Raw genomic sequence first — 15676 nt, 5'->3', positions numbered from 1 at the left:
TCAGCTCCCGCGATAAGTGGAATAGCTGTAGGGCGAAAGGAGCAGCGGCACATGGTAGTGCGCTCCTTCATCAGCGAGACCGAAGCGGATCGGGATGACATCCAGAAACATCGGGCCATCGGCGGAGCGGCCAAGATAGTCACCGGCATGGAAGCGCAACTCATAGATACCAGCCTTCATGCTTTCGCCTGATAGCAGCGGCGCGTCGCAGCGGCCGTCATCATTGGTCTCTGCGGATTTGAGATGGCGATGCGTGTCGCCTTCGATCCGATAGAGATCGATGCGCAGACCCCTTGCGGGCCTGCCGAGCGCGGTGTCCAGCACGTGGGTCGTGAGCCGGCCGGCTCCTGGTGAATGAGACTGCATGTTTTTCTCCCGAACGAGCGCTCCTGCCTCCACTATCCGACAGCCTCATTCCCCTGAAAAGCAGCTGTAACGTTCGAGACTTTCAAAATTTCCAAGGGGAATAGCGCGCGCGATTTGCGGTTAGACATTTGCCATCGTCGACATTTGGAGGAGTGTTTCATGCGATATTGCCGTGACATGCACGGATATGGCCGGACGCCGCCGGCGGCTCAATGGCCGGGCGATGCACGCATCGCCGTGCAATTCGCCCTGAATTATGAAGAGGGCGGTGAGAACTGCGTGCTGCACGGCGACGCGGCATCCGAAGCCTTTTTGTCGGAAATTGTCGGCGCTGCCCCATGGCTAGGCCAGCGCCACTGGAACATGGAATCGATCTATGAATACGGCGCCCGCGCCGGCTTCTGGCGTCTGCACCGGCTTTTCACCGATAAGCAGCTTCCAGTCACTGTCTACGGCGTTGCAACCGCGCTAAAGCGCTCGCCGGCGCAGATCGCCGCCATGCAGGAGGCCGGCTGGGAGATCGCCTCGCATGGCCTCAAATGGGTCGAGCACAAGGATATGGGGCCTGAAGCGGAGCGCGCGGCGATCGCCGAGGCGATCCGCCTACATACGCTCATTACCGGCGAGCGGCCGCGCGGCTGGTATACCGGCCGCTGCTCGGTCAAGACTGTCGATCTGGTGACGGAAGCGGGCGGTTTCGATTACATCTCCGACACCTATGCCGATGATCTTCCCTATTGGCATGAGCACGCCGGGCGCCACCAGCTCATCATTCCCTATACGCTCGATGCCAACGACATGCGCTTTGCGACGCCGCAGGGCTTCAATAGCGGCGATCAGTTTTTCAGCTATCTGAAGGATTCCTTCGATGCGCTCTACGCCGAAGGTGCAGCCGGCAGCCCGAAGATGATGAGCATCGGCCTGCACTGTCGCCTGATCGGCCGGCCCGGACGCATCATGGCGCTCGCCCGCTTCATTGAGTACGTCCAGAGCCACGAGAAGGTCTGGATCGCCCGTCGCATCGATATCGCCGAGCACTGGGCGAAGACGCATCCGCCAAGGCCGGTCTCGGAACGGCCCTCGCAAATGCCGGAGGGAGCCTTCGTCGAGCGCTTCGGCGGCGTCTTCGAACATTCGCCCTGGATCGCCAGCCGTGCCTTTGCCGACGAGCTTTCGTCGGCAAACGATACGGCGATCGGGCTCCATGCCGCGCTCGCCTTCCAGTTCCGCGCGGCAAGCGAGGAGGAACGGCTCGGCGTACTCGTCGCCCACCCGGATCTTGCCGGCAAGCTGGCGCAGGCGAGGCGTCTGACGGCGAGTTCGACGGAGGAACAGGCTTCCGCCGGCCTCGACGCGCTGACCGACGATGAGCGGGCGCATTTCACCGATCTCAACAACCGCTACGTCGCAAAGTTCGGTTTCCCGTTCATCATCGCCGTGCGGGATCATACGAAATCCGGGATTCTCGCCGCCTTCGAGGCCCGGATCGAGAATGATCGCAACACCGAATTCGCCGCCGCCTGCCGCCAGGTGGAACGGATCGCGTTCCTGCGGCTCGCCGCCATGTTCCCTGAAGGAGAAGGGCTGCATCGGAACACGCAGCAGAGTGCAGCATGAGGTCAGCTATCGCGCTTCAAGCGCACAAATGAGGAGAGCGTGCATGAAAGTGATCGAGATTCAGCCGTTGACGCGTGTTGCCTTCTTCCCCTTCGGCGAAGTGATAGAGATGGAAGGGGCCTATAATTACCCCATCAACGCCGGGAAATGTGTGCGATACCATGATCTGGCAAAAGTCGAGACGACCGGGGAGAAGGCGCGCGCCATGATCAGCCTGTTGCGTGGCGAGCCTTACAAGCTGCCGCTTGAGCTGCAGATGGTGGAGCGGCATCCGCTCGGCAGCCAGGCCTTCATCCCGCTGACCGGCAATCCGTTCCTCGTTGTCGTGGCGCTTGAAACCGCAAATGGACCGGGAGAGCCTTTGGCTTTCCGCACAAAGCCCGGACAGGGCGTCAATATCGGCCGCAATGTCTGGCACGGCATCCTCACACCTCTCGACGGCGTCTCGGATTTTGCCGTCGTCGATCGCGGCGGCGAGGGTGTCAATCTGGAAGAGCATTTCTTTGCGGAGCCGTTTCTGATCCGCTGATCAGAGAGAGCGGGTTGGACGGAATAAAGGGGCGCCGCAAATCCGGCGCCCCCTTATTTTGGATGTCTCGCTCCGCATCCACCTGCGAAGTACTTCCGCCGCTCCCGGGTATTGTCATCCATGCAATGCATTCGCTTGTCGGTCGAAAGCTATCTTGCGGAGCAAACGGGCGGATCTTGCAAACAGATTGGGAGCCGAACCATCGCAACGTCGATCCGGCCCCCGAATGCACCGCTCTGGCTAATTGGCGAAGAAGGCGAAGCGCACGATGAACAGGGCGGCAACGATCTGCGTCGCCAGATGAAGCGTCTTCCAGCGCCCGGTGCCAACCTTCAGGACGACGTAGCTGATGAACCCGAAGGCGAGGCCGTTAGCGATCGAGTAGGTGAACGGCATTGCAAGCGCCGTCAGCGCTGCCGGTGCCGCCTCGGTCAGGTCGTCCCACTCGATCTCGGTCAGCTCACGCATCATCAGGCCGGCGACATAGAGCAGGGCCGGCGCGGTTGCATAGGCGGGAACGGAGCCCGCGAGCGGTGAAAAGAACAGCGACGCCAGGAAAAGCACGGCGATGGTGAATGCCGTCAGGCCGGTGCGGCCGCCCGCCTGAACGCCCGAGGCGCTTTCCACATAGGCCGTCGTGCTGCTGGTGCCCATCAGCGAGCCGGCGACGATGGCCGCGCTGTCGGCAAGCAGAGCTCGGCTCAGGCGGTTTGGTTTTCCTTCCTCGAGAAGCTTCGCCCGTTTGGCGACACCGATCAGCGTTCCGGTCGCGTCGAAGACTTCGACGAGCACGAAGACGAGGATGATGTGGACCAGGCCGCCATGCAGAGCGCCCACGATATCGAGCTGCAGAAAGGTCGGCATCATCGACGGCGGCGCCGAAACGATGCCGTGGAACTGGCTGACGCCGAGGATCCAGGAGAGGACGGTGACGGCAAGAATGCCGATCAGGATTGACCCTCTTACGCGCATCGCATCGAGAACGGCGATGACGAAGAAGCCGAAAATCGCAAGAAGAGGCCCTGTCTGTTTCAGATCTCCAAGGCCGATGAGCGTCGCCTTGTTGGCAACGACGATACCGGCGCTTTTGAGCGCGATGATCGCCAGGAAGAGACCGATACCGGCGGCGATCGCGCTTCTGAGCGAACGCGGGATGCCTTCGATCAGCCAGCTGCGCACGCCGGTGACGGTCAGCAAGACGAAAATGGCGCCCGAAATGAAGACCGCGCCGAGCGCCTGCTGCCAGGTAAATCCGAGCGTGGCGACGACGGTAAAGGCGAAGAAGGCATTAAGCCCCATGCCCGGCGCCATGCCGATCGGCCAGTTGGCAACAAGCCCCATGACGATGGAACCGAGCGCCGCGGCAAGACAGGTCGCGACGAATATGGCATTGCGGTCCATGCCGGTCGTCGACAGAATATCCGGATTGACGAAGATGATATAGGACATCGTCAAGAACGTCGTCACGCCCGCGATGAGTTCGGTGCGCACGGACGTGCCGTGCTCACTCAATTTGAAAAGTCGTTCAAGCATGGTTCCTCCCAAAGCGTTTCAGACGCTCATGAATGTCATGGGGCTGGCCCGCATCTCCTCCGATACGGGCGCGAGAAACGCCTATGACCGGCGTTTCGTTGCGAGGGAGATTGTGCGCTTTTAAGGGCTCCGGGCGCTAGAGCCGGATTTCCCTGCAATTTGCGAAAGACATTCTAGTTTTTCAGACTATTTCCGTGGGTCGCGCTACGCCTTGGCGCGATGGACGTAAGGAAAAGATTGTCAAATGTCGATGTGGACATCGATCGGGCAACACGGTGCTACATCCAGCCTATAGGCGCGAGGCGGCAAAGCCAATTTATTTTACGCCGGGAACCGCCATCGAAGGCTCATCGTTGTCGCAAATAAGCTTTAATTCAAATGGGACAAAGACGACCGGAAGCTCAAGGGTACGGTCACTGGGCGGTATGGGGCTTGGCGGTCATGTCAACGCCAAGTGCGCGCATCACTGCAAGTGTCGTCTTGAGTGTCGGGTTTCCGCGTTCGCTAAACGAACGATAGAGCTGTTCTCGGGATAGCCCGGTTTTGCGAGATATTTCGGTCATGCCTTTAGCCCGGGCGACAACGCCAAGCGCCTTGGCAACATAGGCGGCATCACCAGTTTCAAAGGCATCCGCCATGAAAGCGGCGATTTCTTCATCGTCGACCAGTGCGGCGGCAGGGTCGTAGGTGGTCAGTTTTTCAGTCATCTTGTGCACTCCATTCTTTAGCCAGTTTCTTGGCGGCGGCAATGTCGCGAGTTTGCGATCCTTTGTTTCCGCCGCATAGCAACACGATCAGGAGGCTTCCGCGCTGCTGGAAGTAGATGCGATATCCGGAACCGTAGTGAATCCGCAGTTCGCTAACGCCTTCGCCTACCGGTTCGACGTCGCCAGGCAAACCCTCGGCCAACCGCATCAGTCGCGCCGCGATAATGGTTTTGGCTCGCTTGTCTCGGAGGCGGGATTCCCATTTTGCGAAGGTCGCGGTTTGCTTTAACTCAATCATGGGCGCGGTTGTAGTCTAAAAACTACATCCGCGCAACATCCTTCCTTTACGGTCCAGCCGATGGAGTAGACGTCTCGAGCCGGAACGGCCTCCACTAACTGCCCATGGATTCCATGATGAGGTTGCTCAATCTCACGGAGCGCCGAGGCGGCGGGATACCATTCCAGCGGCGCTCCTCACGCGTTCGCCGATCCGGTGGATGTCGGCGTCCTGGAGGCGATGCTTCGGTCCGGAGACGGAAATGCCCGCTATGGCTTCTCCGTGCACGTTCAGGATCGGCGCGGCGACGCAGCGCATTCCCTGAGTCCGCTCCTCGTCGTCGAAGGAATAGCCGCGGTCTCGCGTCTTCAACAGTTCCTCGCGCAGTTGCTCGAAGGAACGCATGGTATTTTCAGTAAAGCGCTCCAGCTCCTTTTTCCTGAAAAGTGTGGCGAGATGATCGTCGTCATAGGTGCTCAGCAGCGCCTTGCCGATGCCGGACGCATGCAATGGTGACAGCGTTCCCGGCGGAAAAAAGGCCCGGATCGACTCGTGGGTCTCCACCTGGCTGATGAACAGGACATGTCCGTCCTTCTCGATGCCCAGATTGGAGGTCTCGCCCGTTTCCAGCATAAGCTCGCGCATGACCGGGCGGCTTCGCTCGACGACATTAGTGCGTCGCAGAAAGGCGGAGCCGAGCCGGTATGCCTCCGGGCCGATATACCATACCTGGCGATCGGGGCTAATCTCGACAAATTCGCGTCGCTCCAGCGTCGCAAGCACGCGATGCATGGTCGCCGCGGATTGGCCGAGCTTCCCGGCCAGCTCCGAGAGCGTCATCCCCTCCGGCGTCGAGAGCGCATCAAGCACGTCCAGTGCACGATCGAGCGCCTGGATGGTATTTTGTGTCTGAGGACCATTGAAGGCCTTTGGACGTCCTCTACGGCGCATTTCGGCAGCCATCAGTCATCGCCTCCTTGAGAAGCCTCTTTGCGGAAAAATTCCATTCTGAAAAAATAAGTTAACCAATGAAAAAAGTCAAATATCTGTTTTTCATATGGAATACATTAATTTCTAGTATTATGAAAAATGATTTCAAAAAAATTTATCTCCTATGCCGGACGTGCTATCCATCGTTCAACATTAGGAGGACACCCAGATGTATATGCAAAATCCGGTTTTCATCCCCGGTCCGACGAATATGCCCGAAGTCCTTCGCAAGGCTGCGGACATGCCCACGCTCGATCACCGTTCGCCGCTCTTCGGCGAAATTCTGCGGCCGGCGCTTGCCGGCGTGAAGAAAGTCATCAAAAGCGAAAAGGCCTCCGTCTTCGTATTTCCGTCCACGGGAACCGGTGGATGGGAAACGGCCATCACCAACACGCTCAGCCCAGGTGATCGCGTATTGGCTGCCCGCTACGGCATGTTCAGCCATCGCTGGATCGACATGTGCCAACGCCACGGCCTCAAGGTCGATATCATCGAGGCAGAGTGGGGCTATGGCGCTCCCGCCGATCGCTATGAAGAAATTCTCGCAGCCGATACCGCACACGAGATCAAGGCTGTCCTGGTCACGCATAACGAGACGGCAACCGGCGTCAAATCCGATATCGCGGCTATCCGCCGGGCGATCGATGCTGCAGGCCATCCGGCACTGTTGTTCGTCGATGGTGTCAGCTCCATCGCTTCGATGGATTTCCGCATGGACGAATGGTCCGTGGATATCGCCGTAACCGGTTCGCAAAAGGGCTTCATGCTGCCGGCCGGCCTGGCGATCACGGCATTTTCCCCGAAGGCCCTGGCAGTCGTCGACCATGCGAAACTTCCACGCACCTTCTTCGACATTCGCGATATGGCGAAGAGCTATGCGAACAACGCCTATCCCTATACCCCGGCGGTCGGGCTCCTGAATGGCTTGAAGCTTTCGACGGAACTGCTGCTCACTGAAGGCCTGGAGAACGTATTTGCGAGGCATCGACGTATCGCCGGCGGTATTCGCGCCGCGGTTCGGGCGTGGGGGCTCGATCTGTGCGCCAGAAGCGAGGAACTCTATTCCGACACGGTGAGTGCGATCCGCACGCCGCAAGGCTTCGACGCCACCTCGATCGTCGCGCATGCCGCGAAGAAGTACGATGTCGCTTTCGGAACCGGGTTGGGCGAGGTTGCCGGCAAAGTGTTCCGCATCGGGCATCTCGGCAGTTTGACCGACGTCATGGCTTTGTCGGGCATGGCGGCGGCTGAGATGGCCATGGTCGATCTTGGCCTCGACGTCAAGCTCGGCTCGGGTGTTGCCGCCGCGCAGGAACACTATCGCACCGACCACCAATCGAAGATTCAGGCCGCGGCCTGAGGAGCTTTATGATGTACATCCCGACATTGGCCGACGTGGTGGCCGCGCATACGCGCATCAAGCCCTACATCCATCGCACACCGGTTCTCACTTCCAGCTTCATCAACTCGCTTGTCGGCGCCGAACTGTTCTTCAAATGCGAAAACTTCCAGAAAGCCGGCGCATTCAAGGCCCGTGGCGCATCCAACGCCGTCTTCGGGCTGAGCGACGCGCAGGCAGCCCATGGCGTTGCCACGCATTCATCCGGCAACCACGGAACGTGCCTCTCCTACGCCGCCGGGCGGCGGGGCATTCCCTGCACTGTCGTCATGCCGCGGACAGCACCGCAGGCAAAGAAGGACGCCGTCAGGGGATATGGCGGCAGGGTGGTCGAATGCGAGCCGTCGACCTCGTCGCGCGAGGCCGTCTTTGCTGATGTCGTCGCCGAAACCGGCGCCGAATTCGTGCATCCCTACAATGATCCGCGCGTTATTGCAGGCCAGGCGACCTGCTCGATGGAGCTGATCGAGCAGGTAAACGGGCTCGATGCCGTGGTGGCGCCGATCGGCGGCGGCGGCATGGTGTCGGGGACCTGCCTCACCTTGTCGAACCTCGCGCCGAACGTCAGGATCTATGCGGCCGAACCCGAGCAGGCCGATGATGCCTACCGCAGCTTCAAGGCGGGCTACATCATCGCCGATGACGCGCCGAATACCGTGGCCGACGGCCTGAAGGTGCCGCTCAAGGATCTGACCTGGCATTTCGTCAGAAACCACGTGAGCAATATCCTGACGGCCTCCGAAGAGGAAATCGTCGACGCGATGAAGCTCATCTGGAAGCGGATGAAGATCGTCATGGAACCCTCCAGCGCCGTCCCTCTAGCGGCGATCATCAAGAATAAGGAGGTTTTCGCCGGTCAACGCATTGGCATCATCATCACCGGCGGAAACGTCGACCTCGATAAATTGCCTTGGCAGTAAGGGAGAAAGAGCAATGAACATGGAACCGAAATTCGCCGGCATGGAAGTCGGCTACGATGTGCCGGCTCTTCCCGGCATGAGCGTCGACGAAATCCAGACACCATGCCTGATCCTCGATCTCGATGCGCTCGAGCACAACATCCGCAAGATGGGCGACTATGCCAGGGCCCACAACATGCGGCACAGGGCGCATGGCAAGATGCACAAATCCGTCGATGTCCTCAGGCTTCAGCAGGAGCTTGGCGGTGCGATCGGGGTCTGTTGCCAGAAGGTTTCCGAGGCGGAAGTCTTCGTGCGCGGTGGCATCAAGGATGTCCTGGTCTCGAACCAGATTCGCGATCCGGCAAAGATCGACCGCCTGGCGCTTCTGCCGCAGCACGGCGCACGCATCATCGTCTGCGTCGATGACCTAGCAAATGTCGAAGAGCTGTCGAAAGCGGTACAGAAATACGGCACGACGCTGGAATGCCTCGTGGAGATCGATTGCGGAGCCGGACGCTGCGGTGTCACGACGACCTCGGCCGTCGTCGAGATCGCCAATGCCATCCATGCGGCACCCGGTCTCAAGTTCACTGGCATTCAGGCCTATCAAGGCGCGATGCAGCACATCGATAAATATGAAGATCGCAAGACGAAGCTCGATGCGGCCATTGCCCAGGTCAAGGATGCCGTCGACGCGCTGAAGGCCGAAGGTCTCGAGCCCGAACTCGTCAGCGGCGGTGGCACCGGCAGCTATTATTTCGAGAGCAATTCCGGCGTCTACAATGAGCTGCAGTGCGGTAGCTACGCCTTCATGGATGCCGACTACGGGCGCATCCAGGACAAGGACGGCAGGAGGATCGACCAGGGCGAATGGGAGAATGCGCTGTTCATCCTGACGAGCGTCATGAGCCATGCAAAGCTCGACAAGGCAATCTGCGATGCCGGCCTCAAGGCGCAATCGGTCGATTCCGGCCTGCCTTTTATCTACGGCCGCAATGACGTGAAATACGTCAAATGCTCCGACGAGCACGGCGTTATCGAAGACCCGAATGGTGTTCTCAAGATCAACGAAAAGCTCCGCCTGGTTCCGGGCCATTGCGATCCGACCTGCAATGTTCACGACTGGTATGTCGGCGTGCGCAACGGCAAGGTCGAAACGCTTTGGCCGGTGTCGGCGCGCGGCAAGGCCTACTGACGAAATAGGGGGCTTCGGCCCCCGGCAAACCAAGCGGAAGCGCCATGATCATCATTCCCGAAAGTGCCATCGCCGAGCTGGTCACGCCCTCCGATTGCCTGAAGGCGGTCGAAGAGGTCTTCGCCTCGATGGCGAACAGGTCGGCCTATAATTTTCCCGTAATCCGGGAGGCGATCGGGCATGCCGATGCGCTGTATGGCTTCAAGTCCGGCTTCGATCGCAAGAGCCTGGCGCTCGGTCTGAAGTCCGGCGGGTTCTGGCCAAACAATGCCAGCAAAGGCCTTACCAACCACCAGTCCGCCATCTTCCTGTTTGACGCGGATACCGGAAGATGCCGCGCCGTCGTCGGCGGCAACCTGCTGACTGCGCTGCGGACGGCTGCCGCATCGGCAATCTCGATCAAATATCTCGCCCGAAAAGACGCGAAGGTCCTCGGCATGATCGGCGCGGGTCACCAGTCGACGTTTCAAATGCGCGCAGCCCTCGAGCAGCGCGCCTTCGAAAAGATCCTCGCCTGGAACCCACATCCCGATATGCTGAGCCGTCTGGAGGAGGTTGCCAAGGAGGAGGGCCTTCCCTTCGAGGCGGTCGATCGCGATAGACTGGGGGCTGAGGCGGATGTCATCATCTCGATTACATCGTCCTTCGCCCCGCTCCTCAAGGCTTCGCAGGTCCGCGCCGGCACGCATCTTGCCTGCATGGGCACGGATACGAAGGGCAAGCAGGAGATCGAGGCCGAGCTCCTCGCCGCTGCGACTGTTTTCACCGATGAAATCGCGCAGGCCATAACGATCGGCGAAGCGCAGCACGCCATTGAAAAGGGGCTGATCCGCAAAGAGGCCATTGTCGAAATCGGCGCCGTGATCAACGGAACGCATCCTGGCCGCACCTCTCAGGATCAGGTCACGCTGTTTGATGGTACGGGTGTCGGCCTTCAGGATCTCGCCGTTGCTTCAGCCGCCGTCGAGCTCGCTTTGGCGAAAGGCGCGGCGATCGAGGTCGACTTCTGAAACGGCGCATTTGGGGGAGGCATGAGGCGACGATGTCGTCTACAGTTTCCGCCTGATCGAGTAGGTGGAGATTCGCATGTCGGCCCGGCCAATAAGGATTGCAATCAACGGATTTGGCAGGATCGGGCGTTCCGTCCTGCGCCTCCTTCTGCGCGATCGTCGCGATATCGAAGTCGCGCTGATCAACGACATCGCCGATCTGGAGACATGTGCTTACCTCTTTGAATTTGACAGCGTGTACGGTCCTTGGGCGGAGCCAGTCTCCTTCGAGGAGCAGCTCCTTATCGTCGGCGGCGTGTCGATACCGTTTCACAATGTTCCCGACATCAGCAAGCTCGATCTTCGCGGCATCGACGTTGTCCTGGAATGTACCGGGCATGCCAAATCAAGGGTCGTGGCGCAGCGGGGAATCACGGCCGGAGCAAGGAGAGTTCTCATTTCCGGCCCTTCCGCCGCAGCCGATGTGACATTGGTGCTGGGTGCGAATGAGGAAGCCTTCCGCGACCAAACCGTGATTTCAAACGCATCATGCACGACAAATGCGCTTGCGCCGCTTTTGCGCATCGTCGACCGGGAATTCGGCATCATCGGCGGCCAGATGACCACGGTTCATTGCTACACGGCAAGTCAGCCGACGATCGATCAGCCGCGATCGGAATTATCGCGCAGCCGCGCGGCCGCCCTTTCGATGGTGCCCACGACGACGAGCGCGCATGCGATCGTCGGCGACGTGCTTCCTCATCTCGCCGGTCTCATCGAGGCGCGCGCCCTTCGCGTGCCGACCGCCAGCGTCTCGGCGATAGATCTGACGGTTGCGGTTCGAAACGTTTCGGACCTGGACACCATGCGCGCGAGATTGAAGCATGTCGCCGAGGGATCGCCGGTATTGGGCTGGATCGAGAAGCCATTGGTTTCGGTCGATCTGCGCGGCCGCCCTGAATCGCTCGTCTTAAGCGGACCGGAAATGTCGCTCTCCGCCGGCGGCCTCCTCAGAGTGTTCGGCTGGTACGACAACGAATGGGGCTTTTCCAATCGAATGATCGACATGGCTCAATATATCGGGCGAGTAAATTAGCAAGCTTCTTTTTGACAGCCGCATTGAAGCGGCGTCACCGCGGTGGCCGTGTTGACTGGCCGCCTGCGGCAAGCAGGCCGGCATGGGGTCGTTGCTCCCGACTTGATCTACGGAGTGGCTGCCTAACGGCAGCCCCATACGCCATTTCATATCGCTGAAATCCATGCAGCGGGCACAGTAGCAACGACATGGCCGCGCACCGTCCTTAAGCTGGGCGATCTCAGGCGATCATATAGCCGCCGTCGACCGGCATGGAGATGCCGTTCACCATGGCCGCCTCATCCGAAAGCAGGAACAGGATCACCTCGGCGACCTCGGCAGGTTCGGCAAATCGACCGACCGGGATCCGATCGCGCATCGGTGCCGCCTTTTCGGGATCGCTCCATGCCTTGATTGCCATCGGTGTCAGCGTCACGGTCGGATGGACGCCATTGACGCGAATGCCTTTCGGCGCCAGCTCTTTCGCCATCACGCGCGTCAGGCCATCCAGCCCGCCTTTCGAAGCGCAATAGGCCGCGTGGTCCGGTATGCCGACGAAGGCGGCGACGGAGGATACGTTGACGATCGCCCCGGAAAGGCCTTTTTCAATCAGGGAACGGGCAAATTCCTGCGCGACGATCATCGGGGCACGGGTATTGACCGCAAACAGGTGATCGAAGGCCTCGACCGTGGTGTCGAGAAAGGACTGCAGTTCGGTCGTCCCCGCGCAATTGACGAGATAATCCGCCGGAAGAGCGGCCAATGCCGCCTCCCGCGTCTTTTCGGCGTCGGCAAGATCGATCTGGATCGCCTCGCAACCCAGTTCATCGCGTAGCGAGGCAACGTCCGCCGCACTTCTGGTCAAGGCCACGACGCGAGCGCCGCGCTTCGCAAGTATTTCCGCCGTCACGCGGCCAATGCCCTTGCCTGCGCCGGTGACGATCACTCTCTTCCCTTCGAAATTCATCAGAACGTCCTTTTACAATCTCTTGCCGGTTTCCTGATCGAAGATATGAACATGGCGGGGGTCAATACGGAAATGCATTGTTCGCCCCGGCGCGATTTCGATCCGCTCGCGAATGAGTGCATCGATCGGCACTCCGCCGACCCGGCCGAAGATCAGCGTCTCGGAGCCGGTCGGCTCGAATACGGACACTTCGACCGGGATTCCGCCATCGCCGATGGTGATGTGTTCGGGCCGAATTCCATAGGTTACCGGTCTGCCGTCCTCGGCGTTCACCGTCTCTACCGGCAAAACGACGCCTTGCTCGGTAATGACGACCTGCCGGCCGTCGCGATTGCCGATCCGGCCCTTCAGGAAGTTCATCGAGGGGCTGCCGATAAAGCCCGCGACGAAGATATTCGCCGGAAAATCATATAGCTCCAGCGGCTTGCCGACCTGCTCCACCCGTCCATCGCGCATCACGACGATCTTGCTTGCCATGGTCATGGCCTCGATCTGGTCGTGCGTGACGTAGATGGTGGTGGTTTTCAGCCGCTGATGCAATTCCTTGATTTCGACTCGCATCGTGACGCGAAGCTTGGCGTCGAGGTTCGATAAGGGCTCGTCGAAGAGGAAGACCTGCGGATCGCGGACGATGGCGCGGCCCATGGCGACGCGCTGGCGCTGGCCGCCGGACAGCTGCTTCGGATAACGATCGAGGTAACGCGAGAGATCGAGGATTTCGGCGGCGCGGCGCACCTTCTCATCGATTTCCGCCTTGGGGCGTTTCGCCATCTTCAGGGGAAAGCCCATGTTCTCGGCGACCGTCTTGTGCGGGTAGAGCGCGTAGGACTGGAAGACCATGGCGATGTCGCGCTCCTTCGGCGGAGCGTTGGTGACGACACGGCCTCCAATCCTGATATCACCGCCGCTCACCGTCTCGAGACCCGCGACCATGCGCAGCAGCGTGGATTTTCCGCAGCCGGAAGGGCCCACCAGAACGACGAATTCACCGTCGTCGATGTCGACGCTGACACCATGCATGACCTGAAGGGCGCCATATTTCTTCGTGACGTCGCTAATCTGTACGTTTGCCAATGTCTTCCTCCCCGATGCCGCAGTGCATGCTGTGTTTTCGTGGCCGTTGCCGGCATCTATCGCCTCACCCGCGCCGGATGATGTAGGCGCCGAGCACCACGGAAATCGCCGTCGCTATCCAGACCGACAGTCCCAATGGTTCGATGAAGCGCATCCAGAGCAGTGACAGCGCCACCCAGATGACGACCGAGATGAACAGCCGGTCGAACCAATTCGTTTCTATCGGCAGGAACCCCGCCTTGCGCTCGCCGTTTTCGGATTCCGAAGACATGGCATTATCCTTTCACGGCACCGAAGGTCAGGCCCGCAACGATGTGGCGCTGCACGACGGTGAAGACGATGAGAGCGGGAATGAGCGTGAAGACCGATATCGCCGCCATGATCCCCCATTGCGTGCCTGTCGTCGTGACATATTCCGAAAGGCCGGTGGTCAAGGTGCGCGCCCTGAAATTGGTCAGGGTCGCCGCGAGCAGATACTCGTTCCATGCGAAGACCCAGGTGAGGATCAGCGTCACCGCCAACCCCGGTCGCGCCAGCGGGAATATGATATCCGATAGAACGGTCCATGTGCTTGCGCCGTCGACATAGGCGGCCTCGTCGAGCTCTTTCGGAATGCCTTCGACGGTGGGGCGAAGCGTCCAGATCGCGAAGGGAAGGTTGAACGAGCAGTAAACGAGGATCATGCCGATCCGAGAGTCCGCAAAGGAAAAGCTGCCGATCTTATAGACCTGCGTGAGCAGCAGAAAGAGCGGCAGCAGGAATACGGCCGGCGGCGCCATTCTGTTGGTGATCGTCCAGAAGAAGATGCTCTCCTTGCCGGCAAGGTCGAACCGCGAAAGCGCGTAGCAGGCCAGAAAGCCGAGCGTCGTCACCAGCAGCGCATTGCCCGAGGAAATGAGCAGCGAATTCACCATATAGCCGCGCAGCGTCGGATTGTTCAGGACGTCCGTGTAGTTCTTCCAGAACAGACTTCTCAGGAAGATTTCGGGCGTCGAGAACAGCTCGACCGTCGGCTTTACCGAGATGACAAAGAGCCAGTAGATCGGAAAGAGGGTCGCAAAGCTGAAGGCGATCCACATGACGACCAGAAGCCAAGGATTGCGGGTCTTCATCGCTTCAACCTTTCTTGGCGCGCGGCGCGATCAGGCTGACGTAGAGCAGCCAGCAGACGACGATGGTCAGATACAGCACGACGACCGAGATGGCCGAACCGTAGCCGTAGTTCGTTTTAGGGAAGACTTCCCTGAAGATGTGCACGCCGAGGTAGCGGGTCGCGGAGCCGGGGCCGCCGCCGGTCAGCATCAGCACTTCGTCCACGGTCCGCAGCGCATCCATGAGCCTGATGAAGACGGTGGCGATCAAGGCCGGCCGGATCATCGGAAGCGTGATGTGCCAGAAGATCTGGCTCTTGCCCGCGCCGTCGATCTGCGCCTGCTCGAAGGGATCAGGCGGCAATGAGACCAGTGCCGCAATCAGCGAAAGCGTCACCAGCGGCGTCCAATGCCAGATGTCCATGATCACCGTAACAATGAAGGCCGCAAGCGCGCTTTGGCCGATGTTGAGATCGAAGCCGAACCAGCTGTGCAGCAGATATGGGATGATGCCGATCGAGGGCGTCGTCATCAGCTTCCAGACCGATCCGACGATGATCGGCGCCATGATCAAAGGCAGGGTATGGATGGTGCGGAATATCGCCTTGCCGGGGAAATCCTTCAGGAGTGCCTGCGCGAGCACATAGCCGAGCACGATCTCGGAGACCACGGCGAAGAAGACGAACGCGGTCGTGATGCCCAGCGACGCCAGGAATTGCTGATCGAAAACGACCTTGCGGTAATTTTCCGCCCAGTTGAAGACCATGTGGGGATTGGCGGCAAAGGGATTCCACGCATGAAAGGAAACCCAGACGACATAGACGAACGGAAAAATGCCGAAGAGCCCGAGGATCACTATGGTCGGTGACAGCAATAGCCAACCGAGCTTCTGTGAATGCATCGCCCTATCCCCCTGTGGCAGTTGCTGAGGTGCCCGTTTTGCAGCGACGGGAAGACAGGCCGCC

At 59.8% G+C, this 15676-nt stretch carries 17 protein-coding genes; 7 read left to right on the top strand and 10 right to left on the bottom strand.

From position 1 onward, the window contains the following. Positions 1-366: a hydroxyisourate hydrolase gene (gene uraH / locus ACPYOP_RS10795; protein ID WP_481410380.1), complete on the bottom strand. Its 366-nt coding sequence runs from the start codon at positions 364-366 to the stop codon at positions 1-3. Positions 367-525: 159 nt separating this feature from the next. On the opposite strand from uraH, the gene puuE reads away from it, so the two are divergent. Next, the gene (gene puuE / locus ACPYOP_RS10790) at positions 526-1983 is read left to right on the top strand and encodes an allantoinase PuuE (protein ID WP_481410379.1); all 1458 of its coding nucleotides are present in this window, start codon (positions 526-528) and stop codon (positions 1981-1983) included. Between the two features lie 43 nt (positions 1984-2026). Further along, complete coding sequence (locus ACPYOP_RS10785; RefSeq protein WP_481410378.1) at positions 2027-2512, top strand: ureidoglycolate lyase; 486 nt, start codon at positions 2027-2029, stop codon at positions 2510-2512. 240 nt (positions 2513-2752) lie between these two features. Here ACPYOP_RS10785 and ACPYOP_RS10780 read toward each other — a convergent pair whose 3' ends face one another. The 4 genes from ACPYOP_RS10780 to bhcR form a co-directional block, all read right to left on the bottom strand. Continuing rightward, complete coding sequence (locus ACPYOP_RS10780) at positions 2753-4045, bottom strand: NCS2 family permease (RefSeq protein WP_481410377.1); 1293 nt, start codon at positions 4043-4045, stop codon at positions 2753-2755. Positions 4046-4458: 413 nt separating this feature from the next. After that, the gene (locus ACPYOP_RS10775; protein WP_481410376.1) at positions 4459-4752 is read right to left on the bottom strand and encodes an addiction module antidote protein; all 294 of its coding nucleotides are present in this window, start codon (positions 4750-4752) and stop codon (positions 4459-4461) included. Further along, complete coding sequence (locus ACPYOP_RS10770) at positions 4745-5050, bottom strand: type II toxin-antitoxin system RelE/ParE family toxin (RefSeq protein ID WP_481410375.1); 306 nt, start codon at positions 5048-5050, stop codon at positions 4745-4747. Before ACPYOP_RS10770 ends, ACPYOP_RS10775 begins: the two co-directional genes overlap by 8 nt. A 132-nt stretch (positions 5051-5182) precedes the next feature. Then, complete coding sequence (gene bhcR / locus ACPYOP_RS10765) at positions 5183-5992, bottom strand: HTH-type transcriptional regulator BhcR (protein WP_481410374.1); 810 nt, start codon at positions 5990-5992, stop codon at positions 5183-5185. Between the two features lie 196 nt (positions 5993-6188). Here bhcR and bhcA point away from each other — a divergent pair, with 196 nt between their 5' ends. From bhcA to ACPYOP_RS10740, 5 genes are all read left to right on the top strand, one after another. Next, on the top strand, positions 6189-7379 hold the full coding sequence (gene bhcA, locus ACPYOP_RS10760) for an L-aspartate--glyoxylate aminotransferase BhcA (protein WP_481410373.1): 1191 nt from the start codon (positions 6189-6191) through the stop codon (positions 7377-7379). Between the two features lie 11 nt (positions 7380-7390). Beyond that, on the top strand, positions 7391-8338 hold the full coding sequence (gene bhcB, locus ACPYOP_RS10755; RefSeq protein WP_481410372.1) for a beta-hydroxyaspartate dehydratase BhcB: 948 nt from the start codon (positions 7391-7393) through the stop codon (positions 8336-8338). A gap of 13 nt (positions 8339-8351) precedes the next feature. Beyond that, on the top strand, positions 8352-9515 hold the full coding sequence (gene bhcC, locus ACPYOP_RS10750; protein ID WP_481410371.1) for a 3-hydroxy-D-aspartate aldolase BhcC: 1164 nt from the start codon (positions 8352-8354) through the stop codon (positions 9513-9515). A 44-nt stretch (positions 9516-9559) separates the two neighbouring features. Next, complete coding sequence (gene bhcD / locus ACPYOP_RS10745; protein ID WP_481410370.1) at positions 9560-10525, top strand: iminosuccinate reductase BhcD; 966 nt, start codon at positions 9560-9562, stop codon at positions 10523-10525. A gap of 76 nt (positions 10526-10601) precedes the next feature. Next, entirely contained in the window at positions 10602-11600 is a 999-nt protein-coding gene (locus ACPYOP_RS10740; RefSeq protein WP_481410369.1) for a type I glyceraldehyde-3-phosphate dehydrogenase, read from the top strand. A 220-nt stretch (positions 11601-11820) separates the two neighbouring features. On the opposite strand, the gene ACPYOP_RS10735 is transcribed toward ACPYOP_RS10740, so the two are convergent. The 5 genes from ACPYOP_RS10735 to ACPYOP_RS10715 all read right to left on the bottom strand — a co-directional run bounded on the left by ACPYOP_RS10735 (position 11821) and on the right by ACPYOP_RS10715 (position 15612). Then, positions 11821-12546, bottom strand: coding sequence for an SDR family oxidoreductase (locus ACPYOP_RS10735; RefSeq protein ID WP_481410368.1), 726 nt, complete (start codon positions 12544-12546; stop codon positions 11821-11823). Positions 12547-12558: 12 nt separating this feature from the next. After that, positions 12559-13620 (bottom strand): ABC transporter ATP-binding protein, encoded by a 1062-nt coding sequence (locus tag ACPYOP_RS10730; RefSeq protein ID WP_481410367.1) that lies wholly within the window; start codon positions 13618-13620, stop codon positions 12559-12561. 64 nt (positions 13621-13684) lie between these two features. Next, a complete protein-coding gene (locus ACPYOP_RS10725; protein ID WP_481410366.1) occupies positions 13685-13891 on the bottom strand; it encodes a DUF2160 family membrane protein in 207 nt (68 codons plus the stop codon). 4 nt (positions 13892-13895) lie between these two features. Further along, positions 13896-14732, bottom strand: a complete 837-nt coding sequence (locus ACPYOP_RS10720; protein WP_481410365.1) for a carbohydrate ABC transporter permease — start codon at positions 14730-14732, stop codon at positions 13896-13898. A gap of 4 nt (positions 14733-14736) precedes the next feature. Continuing rightward, positions 14737-15612 (bottom strand): carbohydrate ABC transporter permease, encoded by an 876-nt coding sequence (locus ACPYOP_RS10715; protein ID WP_481410364.1) that lies wholly within the window; start codon positions 15610-15612, stop codon positions 14737-14739. Positions 15613-15676 lie beyond the last annotated feature (64 nt).

The sequence above is a fragment of the Rhizobium sp. KNZ2-6A genome (assembly GCF_056755475.1).
Note: the sequence above shows the minus strand (reverse complement) of the source record. Positions and strands in the feature narration are given on the sequence as shown.